19 protein-coding genes are annotated in these 18143 nt (G+C 68.6%); 12 read left to right on the top strand and 7 right to left on the bottom strand.

Annotation, left to right across the window (positions count from 1 at the left end; all coding sequences use genetic code 11):
* Positions 1-46 precede the first annotated feature (46 nt).
* The 5 genes from KF887_08035 to KF887_08015 form a co-directional block, all read right to left on the bottom strand.
* Positions 47-892 (bottom strand): B12-binding domain-containing protein, encoded by an 846-nt coding sequence (locus KF887_08035; GenBank protein ID QYK43032.1) that lies wholly within the window; start codon positions 890-892, stop codon positions 47-49.
* A gap of 197 nt (positions 893-1089) precedes the next feature.
* Complete coding sequence (locus tag KF887_08030; GenBank protein QYK43031.1) at positions 1090-2079, bottom strand: Gfo/Idh/MocA family oxidoreductase; 990 nt, start codon at positions 2077-2079, stop codon at positions 1090-1092.
* 73 nt (positions 2080-2152) lie between these two features.
* Positions 2153-3046: an RNA polymerase sigma factor RpoH gene (gene rpoH / locus KF887_08025; GenBank protein QYK43030.1), complete on the bottom strand. Its 894-nt coding sequence runs from the start codon at positions 3044-3046 to the stop codon at positions 2153-2155.
* Between the two features lie 159 nt (positions 3047-3205).
* Positions 3206-3979, bottom strand: coding sequence for a hypothetical protein (locus KF887_08020; protein ID QYK43029.1), 774 nt, complete (start codon positions 3977-3979; stop codon positions 3206-3208).
* A complete protein-coding gene (locus KF887_08015; GenBank protein ID QYK43028.1) occupies positions 3976-5142 on the bottom strand; it encodes a hypothetical protein in 1167 nt (388 codons plus the stop codon). The genes KF887_08020 and KF887_08015 overlap by 4 nt, the downstream gene beginning before the upstream one ends.
* A gap of 131 nt (positions 5143-5273) precedes the next feature.
* Between KF887_08015 and KF887_08010 the strand changes: the two genes are divergently transcribed.
* The 6 genes from KF887_08010 (at position 5274) to serS (ending at position 12417) form a co-directional block, all read left to right on the top strand.
* Positions 5274-5510: an acyl carrier protein gene (locus KF887_08010; GenBank protein ID QYK43027.1), complete on the top strand. Its 237-nt coding sequence runs from the start codon at positions 5274-5276 to the stop codon at positions 5508-5510.
* A gap of 222 nt (positions 5511-5732) precedes the next feature.
* The gene (locus KF887_08005; protein QYK43026.1) at positions 5733-6254 is read left to right on the top strand and encodes a TRAP transporter small permease subunit; all 522 of its coding nucleotides are present in this window, start codon (positions 5733-5735) and stop codon (positions 6252-6254) included.
* Positions 6251-7573: a TRAP transporter large permease subunit gene (locus tag KF887_08000; GenBank protein ID QYK43025.1), complete on the top strand. Its 1323-nt coding sequence runs from the start codon at positions 6251-6253 to the stop codon at positions 7571-7573. Before KF887_08005 ends, KF887_08000 begins: the two co-directional genes overlap by 4 nt.
* A 49-nt stretch (positions 7574-7622) precedes the next feature.
* Positions 7623-8660, top strand: coding sequence for a TRAP transporter substrate-binding protein DctP (gene dctP / locus KF887_07995; protein QYK43024.1), 1038 nt, complete (start codon positions 7623-7625; stop codon positions 8658-8660).
* A 209-nt stretch (positions 8661-8869) separates the two neighbouring features.
* Positions 8870-11026, top strand: a complete 2157-nt coding sequence (locus tag KF887_07990) for a D-alanyl-D-alanine carboxypeptidase family protein (GenBank protein ID QYK43023.1) — start codon at positions 8870-8872, stop codon at positions 11024-11026.
* 98 nt (positions 11027-11124) lie between these two features.
* Positions 11125-12417, top strand: coding sequence for a serine--tRNA ligase (gene serS / locus KF887_07985; protein QYK43022.1), 1293 nt, complete (start codon positions 11125-11127; stop codon positions 12415-12417).
* Positions 12418-12455: 38 nt separating this feature from the next.
* Here serS and KF887_07980 read toward each other — a convergent pair whose 3' ends face one another.
* Positions 12456-13133 carry a lytic transglycosylase domain-containing protein gene (locus tag KF887_07980; protein QYK43487.1) on the bottom strand — a complete coding sequence of 226 codons (678 nt, stop codon included), beginning with the start codon at positions 13131-13133 and terminating at the stop codon, positions 12456-12458.
* 126 nt (positions 13134-13259) lie between these two features.
* Here KF887_07980 and ssb point away from each other — a divergent pair, with 126 nt between their 5' ends.
* From ssb to KF887_07950, 6 genes are all read left to right on the top strand, one after another.
* Positions 13260-13784 (top strand): single-stranded DNA-binding protein, encoded by a 525-nt coding sequence (gene ssb / locus KF887_07975; GenBank protein QYK43021.1) that lies wholly within the window; start codon positions 13260-13262, stop codon positions 13782-13784.
* A 92-nt stretch (positions 13785-13876) separates the two neighbouring features.
* Positions 13877-14239, top strand: coding sequence for an SUF system Fe-S cluster assembly protein (locus tag KF887_07970; protein QYK43020.1), 363 nt, complete (start codon positions 13877-13879; stop codon positions 14237-14239).
* Positions 14240-14266: 27 nt separating this feature from the next.
* Positions 14267-14626 (top strand): iron-sulfur cluster assembly accessory protein, encoded by a 360-nt coding sequence (locus KF887_07965; GenBank protein ID QYK43019.1) that lies wholly within the window; start codon positions 14267-14269, stop codon positions 14624-14626.
* Between the two features lie 114 nt (positions 14627-14740).
* Positions 14741-15487, top strand: coding sequence for a triose-phosphate isomerase (gene tpiA / locus KF887_07960; protein ID QYK43018.1), 747 nt, complete (start codon positions 14741-14743; stop codon positions 15485-15487).
* A 51-nt stretch (positions 15488-15538) separates the two neighbouring features.
* On the top strand, positions 15539-16462 hold the full coding sequence (locus KF887_07955; GenBank protein ID QYK43017.1) for a DMT family transporter: 924 nt from the start codon (positions 15539-15541) through the stop codon (positions 16460-16462).
* A complete protein-coding gene (locus KF887_07950; GenBank protein ID QYK43016.1) occupies positions 16462-17643 on the top strand; it encodes a cytochrome P450 in 1182 nt (393 codons plus the stop codon). Before KF887_07955 ends, KF887_07950 begins: the two co-directional genes overlap by 1 nt.
* An 8-nt stretch (positions 17644-17651) precedes the next feature.
* Here the strand turns inward: KF887_07950 and KF887_07945 are convergent, their stop codons facing one another.
* Positions 17652-18113, bottom strand: a complete 462-nt coding sequence (locus tag KF887_07945) for an Lrp/AsnC family transcriptional regulator (GenBank protein QYK43015.1) — start codon at positions 18111-18113, stop codon at positions 17652-17654.
* Positions 18114-18143 lie beyond the last annotated feature (30 nt).

Genomic DNA, 18143 nt, shown 5'->3' with positions numbered 1-18143 from the left:
CGTTCATCATCCGTTAAGAATTGTGACCGCGCGCGGCAGCCCGCCGCTAAAGCTGGGCGCTGCCCTGCATCTGGGCGACGTAGGATTCCATCATCCGTTCTGCGGCCGGCACATCCCGTGCGGCGGCGTCGGCATCGACCAGGGCCGCGACGTCGGGTTCCAGATCGGTGATGCCGCCGCAGGCCATGATCCAGGCCCCGGGGTTCGACACGCGCAGCGCGACGATCAGACGTGCCAAGGGGAACAGCATCCGGCCGGACGACGCCGAAAGGCCGATGATCGGATAGTCGGCGTTGCCGATCTCGGCCACGAGGCGGTCATGGTCGAGCCCGGCGCGCAGGTCGATTTCCCATCCGTGCATCGTCAGCAGATCGGCGGCCATCGCCACGCCGAGGATATGCGTCTCGCCGGGGACGCTGGCAAAGACCGCACGGAACCGTTCTCCGCGCCATGGCCCCCGGCCGAACAGACGGCGCAGGCCGCGCATGATGGCATAGATCCGGCCTGCCCCGATCACCACCTCGACCGAGGTGATGCGGTCCTCTTCCCACCAGCGGCCAAGGCGGCGCGCGGCCTCGGCCAGAAGGCCGAGATACAGCGTTTCGACCGGAACGCCGTCGGTGTGGGCCTGCATCACGATCTCGGTCGCCTCGGCATCGTCGAGGGCGAGCAGCGCATGGCTGAGCGATTCGATCCGGCCTTCCATCCTGCTGGCGCTGTCTGCGGCGGCCCATATGTCGATGGCACCGCCGCGACTGGACAGCCTGGCGAGAACCTCGGAGGCCAGCGCCTCGACCGCCTTGCCCGGCAGGCGCGGCGACGGGGCGACAAACAGGCCCTTGGCACGCTCGAACGCCTGCGCATCGAGAAGCAGCCTGTCGTCCTTGTTCATCCGTCCGCGCCCATGCCCACAGGTTACGATTCCCGCCCCGTGATCCTAGCATCTTGAAAGTGTCAATCAAGACGGACAAATCATGCAGAATTTCCGCCGTTGTTTGAAATACTTGGCGGAAATCTGTCTAGTTTGGTTTACAAAATGTGCAGACTGCAGCGAGTCACCGACAAGCCCGACTGACACAACGGCCGGATTCAGGCGGGCGCAGCGACGGCGAACACGCGGTCGATCATCGCCTGCGTGCCCCTGGTGAATTCCAGCGGACAGCCGTAGGGCCCGCCGTCACGCAGGGATGCGCCAAATGCCTCGACCTGAAGGACATAGTGGTTGACGCCGGGAAAGCGTTCGGCCGTGACGCTCAGCCCGGGGCGGTGGAGTTCCACCCGCGCCTCGCCGAAGACGTTGGCGTTGAACGGACAGGTCAGCCGCAGCAGACCCCTCTCGCCCTGGAAGGTCATTTCCTGCCGGGGGAACAGGCGCATCGAGGTGACGGCGGAATAGGTGAAGCTGTGGCCATTGCCTGAAAAGCGCCCCGTGACCTGGGCCCAGGTATCGACGCCGTTTTCGAGCACCCAGCGGGCGCGCAGGGTTTCGGGTTCGGGTTCGGCGCCGGTGGCGAAACGGGCGGAGCCGTAGGTGTAGACACCGATGTCGCGGATGCCGCCGCCGCCGGTTTCGGGCCGGTTGCGGATATTCGCGAGATCGTGGCGATTGTCATAGCTGAAGGCGCCATCCACATGCAGGACGGGGCCGATGGCACCATCGGCGATGAGCGCGCGGGCGCGCTGCCACTGCGGGTGATGCACGATCATGTAGGCCTCGGCGGCCAGCCGTCCGGCGGCATCGCGCGCCGCGATCACCGTGTCGTATTCGGCGGCGGTCATGGCCAGCGGCTTTTCGGTCAGCACATGCTTTCCGGCGGCAAGCGCCCGCAGCGTCCATTCGACGTGAAGGTGGTTGGGCAGCGGAATGTAGACCGCGTCGATCGCGGGGTCCGCGAGCAGGGCGTCATAATCCCCAAGCACCCGCAGCCCCGGCGCAAGCTCGGCAAAGGGCAGGGCGCGGGCCGGGTCGGAGGTGGCAACAGCGGCCAGCATGGCGCCGCGCGCGGCATGGATGGCGGGCGCCATATGGTCGCGCGCGAATTTCGATGCGCCAAGAATGCCCCAGCGGATTGTCTGCATGATCACGCCCCTTGTTGATGCAGGGGCATGTTAGCGGTCGCAGGCCGGTGGGGAAACCGGCCTGCTGCCGATCTCAGGCGGGAATCAGCATTCCCTTTCCGCGCGCCAGGTCGCGCATCTTGCCCTGCAGCTTTTCGAAGGCGCGCACCTCGATCTGCCGGATCCGCTCGCGGCTGACGCCGTAGCTTTCCGACAGTTCCTCCAGCGTCACCGGTGCGTCGGACAGGCGGCGCTGCACGAGGATGTCCTTTTCGCGGTCGTTCAGGACCGACATGGCCTGCACGAGCAGGGCGCGGCGGGCTTCAAGCTCGTCCCGCTCGGCATAGTCGGCGGCCTGGTCGCTGTCTTCGTCTTCCAGCCAGTCCTGCCACTGCGATCCGCCATCCTCGGACCCGACGGTGGCGTTCAGCGAGGCGTCCGACCCCGAGAGGCGCCGGTTCATCGCGATGACCTCATCCTCCGAAACCGACAGGTCCTTGGCGATCTGGGCCACGTTCTCGGGGCGCAGATCGCCTTCCTCGAGCGCGCCGACCTTGGCCTTGGCCTTGCGCAGGTTGAAGAACAGCTTTTTCTGGGCACTGGTCGTGCCGAGCTTCACCAGGCTCCAGGACCGCAGGATGTATTCCTGGATCGAGGCGCGGATCCACCACATCGCATAGGTGGCCAGGCGGAACCCGCGTTCGGGATCGAAGCGCTTGACCGCCTGCATCAGGCCGACGTTCGCCTCGGAAATCACCTCGGCCTGCGGCAGGCCGTAGCCGCGATAGCCCATGGCGATCTTGGCGGCGAGCCGCAGGTGGCTGGTGACAAGCTGGTGCGCGGCGCCGGCGTCCTGATGGTCGACCCAGCGTTTGGCGAGCATGTATTCCTGTTCGGGTTCCAGCAGCGGGAACTTGCGGATTTCCTGGAGATACCGGTTCAGCCCCTGTTCCGGGCTGGGCGCGGGAAGGTTCGCATAGGTGCTCATCATGGCCTCCTGCCGCCGGGGCTCCTGCCCCGAAGCGCGGTCTATCTATGTATCGCGGCGTAACATCACAAGATGATGCGCCGGTTGCTTTTGTCCTAACGAAGGATGCGCCGGGTTCCGTCGCGGGACCAGTGGCGTGACAGGACTTTCACGCGGATGTCAGGGGCGGTGATCCCCGGGCGCCGAATGTGACAGGCCCCGAAACAGGCAGCGCCCGTCATCGGCGGTTATCGCCGCAGCCATGCCGCCGTCGCGGGGGTCGAGGCGCACCTCGAGCGTCTGGCCGTCCTCGGCATTGCCGTAGAGGAACCCCTCGCGCGCGACCGGCCGGGGCACGGCCTCCATCGCCTCGGCCACCCGCACCAGCCGGGCGAAGTTGCGGAAATAGAACAGGTCGGCGGCGTTGAAGTCGGTCAGGCGGCAGACACGGTGGCGATGCGTGACCGTGGCGGGCCGCGGGGCCGACTTGGCCCGGTGATGCGCGTCGAGCAGCGCCTCGACCGCGTCGGCACCATGGTCGGGGGCGGTCCAGATGTCGCGGACGGTGGCGAACTTCTTGTTGGTGCCGCGCGCCTCGCGCCGGACGAAGCCGGTCAGCAGCCGCACCTCGGCACCCGCGCCCCGGCCCCAGTCGATGCGCGTGGCCGACAGGGCATAGGGCTTGCGGATCGCGGTCAGCGCGGTGTGCAGGGTGAAGGGGTCGTCCTCGGCCAGCGGGAATGCGGGATCGTCACGGAAGGCCAGCCAGACCACGGCGGCATAGACCCGTTCGCCCGTGCTGTCGCGCCAGCACGAGGGGCGGATGCCCATGCTTTCCGCCAGAAGCTGCCAGTGCTGGTCGCAGGCCATGGTCAGCGCCCAGTCCTCGGACAGGCCGACCGGGCCGAGATGCGGCATTCCGGCGACGTGGCGGGTGATGCGGGCGGGCGTCACGGGGCGGGCCTGCCGGGCGCGGGCAGATGCAGCAGCACGCCCGAAATCGCCTCGGGCGGCCCCGTCAGCATGTCGGACAGGCATCCGGTGTAGAACGCCGTGAAGGCGGCGTCATAGTCGTCCGGCGCCATGCCGGCTTCGGCCCGGGGCCCCGGGATCAGGCGGCGGACGAACCGGGCGCCATCCCAGCCGCAGGCGGGAAAGAAGGGTGCGGCACGCGACTGGAACGCCAGATGGGCCGCCCCCCGGCCGATGCGGAACGGATGCCCCGCCAGCGTGCCGGTGGCGATTTCGCCGCCGTCCGCCGCATCGGGATAGATTTCCACGAAATGCGGCGTGCGGCGCATCGCCTTGACCAGCTTCAGATAGCGCAGCGCGAGATCGGGCTGCACGGTCGAGATGTCGAGCGTGCGCGCCTCGGCCGGGGTCAGCGGGCGGCGGCGCACCCTGGCGCGGGGCAGGCGAACGCCGCCGTCCACCCAGTTGAACCGGCCGGGCATGTCCAGATGCGCGGCGGCGATCACGACAGACCGCCCCTCGGCCTGCGCCGCCAGAACCGGCGACAGGTCAATCGGCGGCACGATGCGCGCCTCCTGCGCGTGAAGCGCGATCACCGCGTGTTCGTCCTCGGTCAGCGGGCGGTCGGCCCCGCGCAGGGTTTCCTCCAGCCGGCCGACATGCGACAGCAGGGCACGCAGGGCCGCGCCCGTGGCAAAGCGGGCGACGAATTCGGCGCGATCCGGCCCGCCGCCGCGCAACGCATGCAGGCGCGGGCCAAGCGCGGGCTGCATCGCGAAGCCCTGCGTGTCGGCGAGGTCTGCCAGATGATCCTCGATCCGGGCGCGGGGCGGGCCCCAGGCCCAGAGGAAATCGCCGATCCGCGCGGGCAGCCTGCAGGTGGCGTTGATGCGCAGGGCCAGACGGCGAAGCTCGGGGTCGTCGCCCATCCGGTCGCGCAGCGCCTGTTCCTCGGCCAGCAGCAGCGGGCGATCATGCAGGCCCGCAGCCGCCCGCAGCCGCAGCGCCGCAAGGCCCGCCGCCCAGTAGTCGCCGGGTGCCGCGCTGCGCGACAGGTCATAGGCGGCGCGCGCCTGCCCTGCGTCCAGCAGCCTGCGGCATTCGGCCACCATGGCGGCGCGTGCGGTGTCGGCCCCGGATGGCACCGGGGCCCCCCGATCTGGCGCCCCCTGATCTGGCGCCCCCCGATCTGGCACCCCTTGACCCGGCGCCGTTGCCGGGGTCGGATCGGCCGGTGCGGCATCCCGCCGACCGATCAACCTGCGCAGGGCCTGCCATGCTGCCACTCGACCAATTCCTCCGGCTTCTGGCCCGGCACGCCCGCCGATCCGAGGTTCGTGCGGACGATGCGCTGTTCGACGGCGGGATCGACCTGTCGTCCTTGCGGTTTACCGAGTTCATCATGGATCTGGAAGAGACCTGCGGGATCGATATCGACGTCGACACGCTGGACGCGGGCATCGTGACGGCCGGGCAGTTGCATGCCCGGCTTGCGGCGCAGGGCGACGGGTGACCGCCGTGCGCGGCGGCACCGGCCGCGTTCCGGTGGCGGATGCCTGCGTTTTCAGCAGGCGGGGGCGCCCGGCGATGGCTGGACCGACCTGCCGCAAAGGTCAGGTCAGGGGGGCTTGTCAGCGCACAAACGCTTGTCCAATCTGGCAATAACGAAACAAGAAGGCGCCGGGCCATGCCCCGGGGTCAACCCGCAGGGAACGAGGAGCCACCCGGTCCGGCCATGCCAGCCGCCCTTATCGCCTTTGTCCGCCTTGTCGAGGCGCTGAACCGCGCTGTCGGACGCGGGGCGATGTATCTGCTGTTCGCGCTGATGGCGGTGATGCTGTGGGGTGCGGTGAGCCGGGCGGTCTGGGTGCCGCAGGTCTGGACCGACGAGACGGGCCAGTTCCTGCTGATGGGTTATTTCATGCTGGGTGGCGCCTATGCGATGCAGCTGGGCAGCGCGGTACGGATGGACGTGTTCTATTCCGCCTGGTCGCCCCGCACCAAGGCCATGGTGGACAGCATCACGATCCTTGCGCTGCTGTTCTACCTGGCCGTGCTGCTGTGGGGCGGCGTCGAGAGCGTGCAATACGCCCTGCAATACGGCGAGCGGCGGTCGGGCCTGTGGCGGCCCTACATGGCGCCCGTGAAGATCGTCATGGTGATCGGGATCGTGATGATGATCCTGCAGGCCGTCTGCTTCCTGATCCGCGATGTCGCGCGGCTGCGGGGCGTCCAGATACCGGAGCGCGGCATTTGAGCTACGACTGGATTGCGGCCCTGATGTTCACCTCGATGCTGGTCATGCTGATGACCGGGCAGCGGATGTTCGGGATCATCGGCTTCGTGGCGGTGGCCGCGGCGCTGCTGCTGTGGGGGGAACGCGGCGGCTATGACCTGGCCTTCGCGCAGACGCTGAAGGTGATGAACTGGTTCCCGCTGCTGACGCTGCCGATGTTCATCTTCATGGGCTATGTCCTGTCGGAAAGCCGCCTGGCGGATGACCTGTACCGGATGTTCCATGTGTGGTTCGGGCCGGTTCCGGGCGGGCTGGCCATCGGCACGATCTTCCTGATGGTGCTGATCTCGGCGATGAACGGGCTTTCGGTGGCGGGAATGGCGATCGGCGCGACGATCGCCCTGCCCGAGCTGCTGAAGCGCAACTATGACAAGCGGATGGTCACCGGGGTGATCCAGGCCGGGGCGAGCCTTGGCATCCTGATCCCGCCGTCGGTCGTACTGGTGCTCTACGCCCTGATCGCGCGGCAGTCGGTGGCTGACCTGTGGCTGGCGGGCATCCTGCCGGGGCTGATGATGGCCGCGATGTTCGTGGGATACATCTGGCTGCGCTGCCGGCTGAACCCGGCGCTCGGGCCCGTGCTGGCACCCGAGGAGCGCGCCAGGGTCACGCGGGCCGAGAAATGGCGGCTGCTGACGGCGGGGCTGCTGCCGCTGGGAATATTCCTGGCGATGATGGTGCCCTTCGTCACCGGCTACACGCGGCTTGTGGAAAGCTCGGTCATCGGGGCGCTGTCGGCGCTGCTGGTGGCGGTGGTGAAGGGCCGGATGACCCGCGCGGTGTTCGAGACGGCGACGCGGCAGACGCTGGCGATTTCCTGCATGTTCCTGTGGATCATCCTGGCCGCGCTGGCCTTTGGCGCGGTGTTCGACGGGCTGCGGGCGGTGGATGCGGTGAAGGGGCTGTTCCTGGACCAGATGCACCTGTCGCGGTGGGAAGTGCTGATCCTGATGCAGCTGTCCTTCATCCTGATGGGCACGTTCCTCGACGACACCGCGATGCTGGTGATCGTGGCGCCGCTCTATGTGCCGCTGGTGCGGGCGCTGGAATTCGACCTTGTGTGGTATGGTGTGCTCTACACCATCACCTGCCAGATCGCCTACATGACGCCGCCCTTCGGCTACAACCTGTTCCTGATGCGCGCCATGGCCCCGAAAGAGGTCAGCCTGGCCGACATCTACCGGTCCATCGTGCCCTTCGTGGGGGTGATGGTGGTGGCGCTTGCGACGGTCATGGCCTTTCCCGAGATCGCGCTGTGGCTGCCCGCGCAATTCAAGTGACGACCGAGGGGCGGCCAAACCGCCCCCCCAACAACAAGGAGAGACCGACATGACGACAAGACGGAAGTTCCTCACGACCGGCGCGCTTGCGGCGGGGGCGACGACGCTGGCGGCGCCTGCGGTTCTGGGCCAGGCACCGATCCGCTGGCGGTTGCAGACCTATGCGGGGGCGGCCCTGGGCGAGCAGGTGGTGAAGCCCGCCATCGACAACTTCAACAAGATCGCCGCCGGCCAGATGGAGATCGAACTGTATTTCGCCGATCAGCTGGTTCCCACGGGCGAGCTGTTCCAGGCGATGCAGCGCGGCACCATCGACGCGGTGCAGTCGGATGACGACAGCATGGCCAGCCCGACCGAGGTGACGGTGTTCGGCGGCTATTTCCCGCTGGGCCTGCGCTACAGCCTGGATGTGCCGGTGCTGTTCAACCAGTACGGCCTGAACGAGATCTGGGACGAGGAATACTCCAAGGTGGGCGTCAAGCACATCTCGGCCGGGGCCTGGGACCCCTGCCATTTCTCGACCAAGGACCCGATCAACAGCCTTGCCGACCTTCAGGGCAAGCGGGTGTTCACCTTCCCCACAGCGGGCCGGTTCCTGAGCCAGTTCGGCGTCGTCCCCGTGACCCTGCCCTGGGAGGATATCGAGGTCGCGGTGCAGACCGGCGAACTGGACGGCATCGCCTGGTCGGGGATCACCGAGGTCTACACGGTGGGCTGGTCGAACGTGACCAACTACTTCCTGACGAACAACATCTCGGGCGCCTGGATCGGGCATTTCTTTGCCAACATGGACCGCTGGAACGAGCTGCCGGAAAACCTGCAGACGCTGATGCGGGTGTGTTTCGAGCAGTCGCACTATTACCGCCAGCACTGGTACTGGGGCGGCGAGGCGAACCTGCGGGTGAACGGGCCGAAGCTGCAACTGACCACGATCCCCGATGCCGAATGGGCGACGGTCGAGGCGGCGGCGGTGAAGTTCTGGGACGAGATCGCGGCCGAGAGCCCGACCAAGGCCAAGGTGGTCGAGATCATCAAGACCTACAACGACCAGATGCAGAAGGCGGGCCGCCCCTACCGCTTCGGCTGACCCATCCCCTGCCCCGGGTCCGCCGCGCGCGGTCCCGGGGTAAGGCTTTCTGACAGATGACCATTTTTGATATGCGAACCGGCGGTTTCATGATACCGGCGACTTGCAGGGCAGTTTTTCGCCCGAACGGATTTCAGGAAGACAGGCGTCCAGGAAGACGGGCGTTTCGGCACGGCCCACGATGCCGGGCGTGATTGACGGAGGTATTGATGGCGAAGAAACCCGAGGCCGATGCGAAGGACGAAAAGGGCCTGTCGCTGGCTGACATCATCCGCCTGGGCAAGTCACGCGAACTGAACTTCGTCGCCGCAGTCGGCAAGGGCGGGGCGGCCATCGTCGGCGACCTGCGCAAGTCGGGCAACGCGCTGTGGAACCTGGCCAAGGAGAAGAACGAGGGAATCTCGCGCGCCAAGTCGGTGTCGGGGCGCCTGACGATCAACGGCAAGGAACTGAACCTGTCGCTGGACGAGGAAGAGATCCCGGGCGCGCTGAAGAAGCAGATGAAGAAGACGCTCAAGGAAGCCGGGATGCCGATGAAGATCATCTTCCGGCTGCCCGGCGGCCAGACCGAGGAAGAGTCCGAGGAGGACGACGCCGAGGAACCCGCGGCCGATGGCGCCGCCGCGCCGGATGGTCCGGCCGGGGGGGCCGAGGGGTCATCGGCCGCAATGCCGAACCTCGACCAGATTCGGGCGCAGCTTGACAAGGAGTTCGGCGCGATCAGTGCCGATTTCGACCGGATCGTCGCCGAGGGCGCACCCGCTGCCGCCCGCAAGGCCGAACAGCTGGGCAAGATGTTCCACGATGCGAAGGACGGGCCCGATCCGACGCGGGCGATGCCGATCCTGCGGCTTCTGGGGACGTTCGTCGCGGGCGAGTTGATCAAGGTCGGCAAGATGGCCGCCCCGGCCGGGGGTGCGGTGGCCCAGTCGGCCAAGATGGGCGGCGGCAAGGCCGCGATGTTCGGTGGCGGCGCCGAGGGAAATCCGTTTGCTGGCGACGGCAAGGGCGCATTCGCCAAGGGCAGCGGGCCGGTCAGTTCCGCAGGGGACGACGGCAGCAAGGCGGCAGCCTTCGGCACGGGCAGTGCCAAGGGGTCGGACGGCGGCGGATCATCGGCAAGCGCCGCGGCCGCCAAGGGCGCGGCATCGGGCGATTACGGCAAGGGGGCACCGGGCGGCACCGGGGGCGAGGCCGCCGCGCAGGGCGGCAACCTGTTTGAAGGCGTGGGCGGCGCACTGGGCGGCATCGCGGGCGCGGCCGGCAAGATCATCGGCGGGATCTCGGGCGCCGCGGAAGGTGCCGCGGGGGCGATCGGCGAGGCGGTCGGCAAGATGCTCGGGCCCGATGGCAAGGATGCCGGCTACAAGGAAAGCGCGGGCGGCGAGGGCAAGGCACCCGACGGCGGTGCGGGCACCGGGGCAAGCCCGTTCGAGGCCGCGGGTGGCATGTTCGGCGGCATCGCGGGCGCGGCCGGCAAGATCATCGGCGGCATCGCGGGCGCCGCGGAAGGTGCCGCCGGGGCGATCGGCGAGGCGGTTGACGGTCTGCTCGGCGCGGGCGGCAAGGCGGTGGCGGGTGCCATGCCCGGCGCCGGCGGCAAGGCGGCCGGTGGCACGGGCGATGCGCCCGAAAGCGACACCCCCCCCGCCGAGACGGGGCCGGGCGGCACCGGCGAGGCACCCGGTTCCGTGCCCGTTCCCGATGCCGGGCCGGGCGGCACGGGCGAGGCGCCGGGCTCGGTGCCCGGCCTTGACGAGGGACAGCCCGAGGAAAAGAAGGCCGAGGGCGGCAACGACAAGTCGCTGAGCGGGCGCGCCTGGTTCAACGCGAATCAGTCGAAATACCCCAACAGCAAGAGCGTCGATGACCTGTCATCGACCTTCAAGCCCAAGGTGGTGAAGTTCATCAAGGCGCTTGAAACGGCCGGCGCCACCGTCTCGATCACCGCCACGCTGCGGTCGGCGGCCCGGGCCGAGATCATGTACTACTGCTGGCAGGTCGGCGTGAAGGGCATGAAGGCGGCCGACGTTCCCAAGATCGACGGGGTGGACATCACCTGGGACCACGGTGACGAGGAGGCGTCGAAGAAGGGCGCGAAGGAGATGTATGATGCGTTCGGGATGACCGGGCAGGTCGCCAAGCCGGGCAAGTCGAACCACCTGACCGGCAATGCGATCGACATGAACATCAGCTGGACCGGAACCCTGAAGATCAAGGATGGCGAGGGCAACGACGTCGAGATTGACACGACCCCGACCGACGAGACCAACACCGACCTCCAGGCGCTTGGCGCCACCTATGGCTGCAAGAACGGCGCCAAGACGCTGAGCGAGCCCTGGCACTGGTCGCCGACGGGCAACTGACGGCCCGCGCGGGGCATTTCCCGCCTTCACGCGGCAGATGCTCTGGGGCATAAGCCCCATCCGGCGCCTGCGCGCCACAAGCACCGGAGCCACCAGCCATGCACGACATCCGCGCCATCCGCGAGAACCCCGCCGCCTTCGACGCCGCCCTGGCCCGCCGGGGGCTTCCGGGCCAGTCGTCCGCGGTTCTGGCGATCGACGCGGCACGCCGGGCGGCGATCCTGGCGGCCGAGACCGCGCAGGCCGCCCAGAACGCCGCGTCGAAGGACGTGGGCGCGGCGAAGGCGCGCGGCGACACCGCAGGGTTCGAGCGCCTGCGCGCCCTCGTGGCCGAGAAGAAGGCCGAGGTGGCGCAACTGACCGACGATGCGGCGGCCGAGGATGCCCGTCTGTCGGCACTGCTGGCGACCATCCCGAACCTGCCGCTCGACGAGGTGCCCGAGGGCCGCGACGAGGCGGACAATGTCGAGATCCGCCGCTGGGGCACACCGCGGGCGTTCGACTTCACGCCGCTCGAACATTTCGAGATCGCCGGCGTGCGCCCCGGCATGGATTTCGAGACGGCGGCAAAGCTGTCGGGCGCGCGGTTCGTCGTGCTGAAGGGCGCGGTGATCCGGCTGCACCGGGCGCTTGCGCAGTTCATGCTGGATACGCATGTGGCCGAACACGGGCTGACCGAGGTCTGGACACCTGTGCTGGTGCGGGACGAGGCGATGTTCGGCACCAACCAGTTGCCGAAATTCGCCGAGGACAGCTACCAGACCACGAACGGCTGGTGGCTGGTGCCGACGTCCGAGGTGACGCTGACGAACATGTCGGCGGGCGAGATCCATGACGAGTCCGCGCTTCCCCTGCGGTGGACCGCGCACACCCAGTGCTTCCGCTCCGAGGCGGGCAGCGCGGGCAAGGACACCACGGGGATGCTGCGCCAGCACCAGTTCGAGAAGGTCGAGATGGTATCGGTCACCACGCCCGAGGCGAGCCTTGCGGAACACGAGCGCATGACGGGCTGCGCCGAGGCGATCCTGCAGAAGCTGGGCCTGCCCTATCGCACGGTGGTGCTGTGCACCGGCGACATGGGGTTCGGTGCGCGCAAGACGCATGACATCGAGGTCTGGCTGCCGGGTCAGGGCCGCTATCGCGAAATCTCCAGCGTGTCGGTCTGCGGCGATTTCCAGGCGCGGCGGATGAACGCGCGCTATCGCCCGGCGGGTGGCGGGCGGCCCGAATTCGTGCATACGCTGAACGGGTCGGGGCTGGCGGTGGGGCGCTGCCTGATCGCGGTGCTGGAGAACGGCCAGCAGGCAGACGGATCGGTGGACCTGCCGCCGGCCCTGCATCCCTGGCTCGGCGGCGCGACGCGCATCACCGCGGAGGGCCGGCTGGCCTGAGGCGGCAGACCTTCGGGGCCTGCGCGCGGCGCGCAGGCTCAACCCCCGAGGATCGCCTTCACGTAGCCCTTGGTCTCGGCATAGGGCGGGATGCCGTCATGTTTCTCGACCGCCGCCGGTCCCGCGTTGTAGGCGGCAAGCGCCAGGCGCCATGACCCGAACTTGTCCTTCATCATCCGCAGGTACTTTGCCCCGCCGTCAAGGTTCTGGCTGGGGTTGTTGATGTCCACGCCGACAAGCCGCGCGGTGCCCGGCATGAGCTGTGCAAGCCCGGTCGCGCCCTTGTGGGACACCGCGCCGGGGTTCCAGCCCGATTCCTGCTGCACAAGGCGCAGGAACAGATCCTCCGGCACGCCATGGCGGCGGGCGGCGGCCTTTGCCACCTCCAGATACTCGCCCTTGTAGCTGCCGCGGAACCGGGGAATCGCGCCTTCATCCGCCTTGGCCAGGTCAGACTTCGGTTTCAGCCGGACGGAACCGGAATACTGCCTGGAAAGTTTGGTATCCAGAAGGCGCGTCTGCTGGTTGAACATCGCGCTGCGCGACTTGGCGGCGGACGAGGTGGACAGGAACAGCCCCTCGGCCCAGGCGGCATTGCCCCAGATCGCCGCCGCAACCGCAACCGCCCCGATGTAGTGCCGCACTGCCTGACCTGCCCTGCCCGAACCCTGCGAGAGAATAATGGATTTGCAACGATTGACCAGCCCCGGCGGCATCGGCGGGACGGCGTCGGCAACCCGCCGCCCGGGGCCGCGGTTGCGGGCCATGCGCGGCGGGTCTATAGGCTTTGTTAACCAGGACCGGCGAGGCTGCCGGCAGAACCGGCGACAGGGAGTGGCAGCATGGCAGGATCGGTGAACAAGGTCATTCTGGTGGGCAACCTCGGCCGCGACCCCGAGGTGCGCAGCTTCCAGAACGGCGGCAAGGTGGTGAACCTGCGCATCGCCACCTCGGAAACCTGGCGCGACAAGGCCAGCGGCGAGCGGAAGGAACGCACCGAATGGCATTCGGTGGCGATCTTCAACGAGGGCCTCGCCCGGATCGCCGAGCAGTATCTGAAGAAGGGTTCCAAGGTCTATATCGAGGGCCAGCTCGAGACGCGGAAATGGCAGGACCAGTCGGGCCAGGACCGGTACACGACCGAGGTCGTGCTGCGGCAGTTCCGCGGGGAACTGACGCTGCTCGACGGCCGCGACGGTGGCGGCGGGTCCTATGCCGAGGATCGCGGCGGCTCGGATGAGGGCGCGCGCATGTCGGGGCCGTCCGGCGGGGGCGGGCGCGGTGGCTATGGCGATGCCCCGGCGCGGGGCGGCTATGGCGGGGCACCTGCGGGCCGGGGCGATATCGACGACGAAATCCCGTTCTGATCGCCCCCCCCGCGCGGTCCGTTCGCAGCGGGTGCTTTACCCCGGCCGGACAATTCCTATATAAACGCTAGGAAACATCCGGCGGGAGCGTCATGAACCAGCCTCAGGAACGCCTCGAAGGCACGCCGCTGATCCGGCCGTCCAGCACCGACCATCCGCTCTATCCGGCGGTGGTCGAGGCGTGTCGCACGGTCTATGACCCTGAAATCCCGGTGAATATCTACGATCTGGGTCTGGTCTACACGATCGAGATCGGGCCCGAGAACGAGGTCGAGGTGATGATGACGCTGACCGCCCCGGGCTGCCCGGTGGCGGGCGAGATGCCCGGCTGGGTGGCCGATGCCATCGAACCGCTGGCCGGTGTCAAGCAGGTGAACGTGCAGATGACCTTCGATCCGCCCTGGGGCATGGACATGATGTCGGACGAGGCGAAGCTGGAACTGGGGTTCATGTAGCGCCCGCCCCCGCGCAGGAGAAAGACGATGTTCGGCATCCCCGGCAAGGCCGCCCTGACGATGAGCCCCGCCGCCGCGCGCCAGATCGCGCGGCTGATGGCCCGCGACGGCAAGCAGGGTCTGCGGATCGGCGTGAAGAAGGGCGGTTGCGCCGGAATGGAGTACACCATGGACTATGTGTCCGAGGTGAACCCGCTGGACGAGGTGGTCGAACAGGACGGCGCGCGGGTGCTGATCGCGCCGATGGCGCAGATGTTCCTGATCGGAACCGAAATCGACTATGAATCCACGCTGCTGCATTCCGGGTTCAAGTTCCGAAACCCCAATGTGGTCGAGGCCTGCGGTTGCGGCGAATCGATCAAGTTCAAGGACGCGGCCGCCGGCTGATGCCGCACCCCGCCGCGGCGGGGACGCGCGGATCGCTGGCCCTGCGGCCGCAATACCCCTTCACCGGCGACCGTGCTTGGCCTATCCCGGTTCCGAGCCATGGGAGGACACGGGATGCGCAAGCTTGCGGCGGGCAACTGGAAGATGAACGGCACGGGCGCCGACCTTGACGAGGTGCGCGCCCTGATCGCGGCCCATCCCGCCCCCGGCTGCGAGATGCTGATCTGCCCGCCCGCCACGCTGCTGTCGCGCATGGCCGATGCCGTCCGGGGATCGGCGCTGATGCTGGGCGGGCAGGATTGCCATGCCCGGCCCGGCGGCGCGCATACCGGCGACGTCTCGGCCGCGATGCTGGGCGATGCCGGGGCGACCCATGTCATCGTCGGCCATTCCGAACGGCGCACCGACCACGCGGAATCCGACGCGACGGTGCAGGCCAAGGCCACCGCCGCCCTGGCTGCGGGTCTGGTGGCGATCATCTGCCTTGGCGAGACGCTGGCCGAACGCGAGGCCGGGCGCACGCTGGCGGTGGTGGCGGGCCAGCTTGCCGGATCGCTGCCCGCGAGCGGTGAGGCGGTGCAGCGCATCGTCATCGCCTATGAACCGGTCTGGGCCATCGGCACCGGCCTGACCCCCACGACCGCCCAGATCGCCGAGGTGCATGCCGCCATCCGCAGGCATCTGGCCGACAGGTTCGGCGCTGCGGGCAAGGCTGTGCGCATCCTCTACGGCGGGTCGGTGAAGCCGTCGAACGCCGCCGAGATCTTCGCGATTCCCGATGTCGACGGGGCGCTTGTCGGCGGGGCCAGCCTGAAGGCCGCCGACTTCGGACCGATCGTCGCCGCTCTGGAAGCGGCATGAGGCGTCGCAGACGGGGCCGCAGGATGCGCCCCGATCTGCGATGACCCCAGCATGACAGTCCTCTCCCCAACCCTCGCCCCGGGTGGCCGCCTGTCGGCGAACCTGATCTGCATGGCCTCGATGCTGGTCTGGTCGGCCGGCCTGCCGGCCGCGGAACTGGTCATCCCGCATATCCCGCCCCTGCCGATGACGGCACTGCGGACGGGGCTGGCAGCGCTTGTCCTGCTGCCGATCTGGTGGCTGGTCGATGGCGCCGCGGCCGTTCGCGAGGCGCCATGGGGCCGCGGGATCGTGGTGGGGGGCATCTGCCTGGGCCTTGGCGCGCTGCTGCTGGTGATCGCGCAGGGGCGTACCGATCCGGTCACCGTGGCGGTGATCACGGCGACCATGCCGGTGGTGGGCATCGCGCTTGAATGCCTGCTGGACGGGCGGCGGCTGACCGGGGCGCTGATCCTCGGGCTGCTGCTTGGCCTGGCGGGCGGCATCCTGGCCTATGGCGGGGGCGCCGCCGGCCTGACGCTGGGCTGGGGCGCGGTCGCGGCCTTCGGGTCGGTGCTGGCCTTCACCTGGGGATCGCGCGCCACCGTCACCGCCTTCCCGCGCCTCACACCGCTGGGCCGCACGGCGCTGACCGTCTCGGGGGCGGCCATCGCGGCGACGCTGATCGCGGGAACGCATATGGCGCTTGGCGGCCCCGGGCCAGACTGGGCACGGCTGGGGCCGACGGAATGGGGTGCGCTGTCGGTCTATGGCATCGGTTCGCTCGCCGTCAGCCAGATTCTCTGGATCGTGGCTGTGGGCCGCCTGGGAATCGGCGTGTCCTCGCTTCATTCCAATGCCGTCCCCTTCTATGTGATGCTGATCCTTCTGGCCTTCGGTCAGGGGTGGAACTGGACGCAGGCCGGCGGTGCCGCGATCGTGGCGCTCGGGGTGCTGGTGGCACAGGGGGTGATCCGCCTGCCGGGACGCGCGTGATGCGGACGCTCGCGCAGTCCCCGACCGACGCGGCCTTCGTGCAGAATCCCTATGCCTTCTACGACCGGGCCCGCCGGGCCGGGCCGTTCTTCCACTGGCGCGACTACCGGCTGACCGCGACGGCCTCGGCGGCGGCCGTCGGGGCCATCCTGCGCGACCGCCGGTTCGGGCGCGAAATCCCTGCGGCGCTGCGCAAGCCGGTTCCCGCCCATCTCGAACCGTTCTATGCGGTCGAGGACCATTCGATGCTGGAACTCGAGCCGCCGCGCCACACCCGGTTGCGCGGCCTTGTCCTGCGCGCCTTCACCTCGCGCCGCATCGCCGCCCTGGCCCCCGAGATCGCCGCGCTGTCCCACGCGCTGATCGACGCCCTGCCCCGCGACGGGTTCGACCTGCTGCCCGCCTTCGCGCAGCGCCTGCCGGTGATCGTGATCGCCCGGCTGCTGGGGGTGCCGGAAACGATGGCGCCGCAGCTTCTGGCCTGGTCGAACGCGATGGTCGGCATGTACCAGGCCGGGCGCACGCGCGCGGCCGAGGATCGCGCCGCCGCCGCAGCCGCCGGTTTCGCGGCCTTCCTGCGGGACTATGTGAACGAACGCCGCGCCCGACCGGCCGACGACCTGATCACCCATCTGATCGCTGCGGAAGCCGATGGCGACCGCCTGACGCCGGACGAGCTGATCTCGACCTGCATCCTGCTTCTGAACGCCGGGCACGAGGCGACGGTCCACACCATCGGCAACGGCGTCAAGACGATGCTGGAAACCGGCACGCCGTCCGCCGCGCTCGCGCCCGACCGCATCGCGGCCACGGTCGAGGAGATCCTGCGCTTCGACCCACCGCTGCACCTGTTCACCCGCTGGGCCTACGCGGATGTCGAGGTGATGGGCCACCTGGTCCCAGAGGGCACCGAGGTTGCGTTGCTGCTGGCCGGCGCGAACCGTGACCCTTCGGTCTGGGCCAATCCCCACCGGTTCGATCCTGACCGGCCGGAAAAGCCCAACCTGGCCTTCGGCGCGGGGCTGCATTTCTGCGTGGGCGCCCCGCTGGCACGCCTTGAGCTGCAGATCGCGCTGCCGATCCTGTTCGACCGGCTGCCGGGGCTGCGGCTGGCCGCGCCGCCGGCCTATGCCGACCTCTACCATTTCCACGGGCTGAAGGCGCTGAACCTGTCCGCCTGACCGACCCGCTACAGCGGCAGCGCGGTCGTCGCCTTGATCTCCTCCATGCTCAGAAGCGCTGTGACGTTGTAGATGCGCACTTCCGAAATCAGCGCCTGGTAGAAGGTGTCATAGGCGCGGGCGTTCTTCACCCGCACCTTCAGGATATAATCGATGTCGCCCGCCAGGCGGTGCGCCTCCAGCACCTCGGGACGCCGCTGCAGCACATCGAGGAAGCGGCGCTGCCATTCCGCCTCATGCTCGGACGTGCGGATCAGCACGAAGAAGCAGGCCTCGAGCCCGAGCGCCTCGGGGTCGAGGATCGCGGTCTGCCGGGTGATCACCCCCGCCTCGCGCATCCGGCGGATGCGATTCCAGACCGGCGTCTTGGACGACCCCACCTTGCGCGCGATCTCGTCCAGCGACTGGCTGGCGTCCGCCTGCAGTTCGCCAAGAATTTTCCGGTCGATCTCGTCCAGCCGGACCGCCATTCCTGCCCCCCGCGATTGCGCGGGAAACCG

It is taken from the genome of Paracoccaceae bacterium (assembly GCA_019454225.1).
Lineage (GTDB): Bacteria > Pseudomonadota > Alphaproteobacteria > Rhodobacterales > Rhodobacteraceae.
Note: the sequence above shows the minus strand (reverse complement) of the source record. Positions and strands in the feature narration are given on the sequence as shown.

What these genes read in the sequence shown, in the direction of transcription:
- KF887_08035 (QYK43032.1), bottom strand. Translation starts at nt 892, where the DNA reads ATGAACAAGGACGACAGGCTGCTTCTCGATGCGCAGGCGTTCGAGCGT.
- KF887_08030 (QYK43031.1), bottom strand. Translation starts at nt 2,079, where the DNA reads ATGCAGACAATCCGCTGGGGCATTCTTGGCGCATCGAAATTCGCGCGC.
- rpoH (QYK43030.1), bottom strand. Translation starts at nt 3,046, where the DNA reads ATGAGCACCTATGCGAACCTTCCCGCGCCCAGCCCGGAACAGGGGCTG.
- KF887_08010 (QYK43027.1), top strand. Translation starts at nt 5,274, where the DNA reads ATGCTGCCACTCGACCAATTCCTCCGGCTTCTGGCCCGGCACGCCCGC.
- KF887_08005 (QYK43026.1), top strand. Translation starts at nt 5,733, where the DNA reads ATGCCAGCCGCCCTTATCGCCTTTGTCCGCCTTGTCGAGGCGCTGAAC.
- dctP (QYK43024.1), top strand. Translation starts at nt 7,623, where the DNA reads ATGACGACAAGACGGAAGTTCCTCACGACCGGCGCGCTTGCGGCGGGG.
- KF887_07990 (QYK43023.1), top strand. Translation starts at nt 8,870, where the DNA reads ATGGCGAAGAAACCCGAGGCCGATGCGAAGGACGAAAAGGGCCTGTCG.
- serS (QYK43022.1), top strand. Translation starts at nt 11,125, where the DNA reads ATGCACGACATCCGCGCCATCCGCGAGAACCCCGCCGCCTTCGACGCC.
- KF887_07980 (QYK43487.1), bottom strand. Translation starts at nt 13,133, where the DNA reads ATGCCGCCGGGGCTGGTCAATCGTTGCAAATCCATTATTCTCTCGCAG.
- ssb (QYK43021.1), top strand. Translation starts at nt 13,260, where the DNA reads ATGGCAGGATCGGTGAACAAGGTCATTCTGGTGGGCAACCTCGGCCGC.
- KF887_07970 (QYK43020.1), top strand. Translation starts at nt 13,877, where the DNA reads ATGAACCAGCCTCAGGAACGCCTCGAAGGCACGCCGCTGATCCGGCCG.
- KF887_07965 (QYK43019.1), top strand. Translation starts at nt 14,267, where the DNA reads ATGTTCGGCATCCCCGGCAAGGCCGCCCTGACGATGAGCCCCGCCGCC.
- tpiA (QYK43018.1), top strand. Translation starts at nt 14,741, where the DNA reads ATGCGCAAGCTTGCGGCGGGCAACTGGAAGATGAACGGCACGGGCGCC.
- KF887_07955 (QYK43017.1), top strand. Translation starts at nt 15,539, where the DNA reads ATGACAGTCCTCTCCCCAACCCTCGCCCCGGGTGGCCGCCTGTCGGCG.
- KF887_07950 (QYK43016.1), top strand. Translation starts at nt 16,462, where the DNA reads ATGCGGACGCTCGCGCAGTCCCCGACCGACGCGGCCTTCGTGCAGAAT.
- KF887_07945 (QYK43015.1), bottom strand. Translation starts at nt 18,113, where the DNA reads ATGGCGGTCCGGCTGGACGAGATCGACCGGAAAATTCTTGGCGAACTG.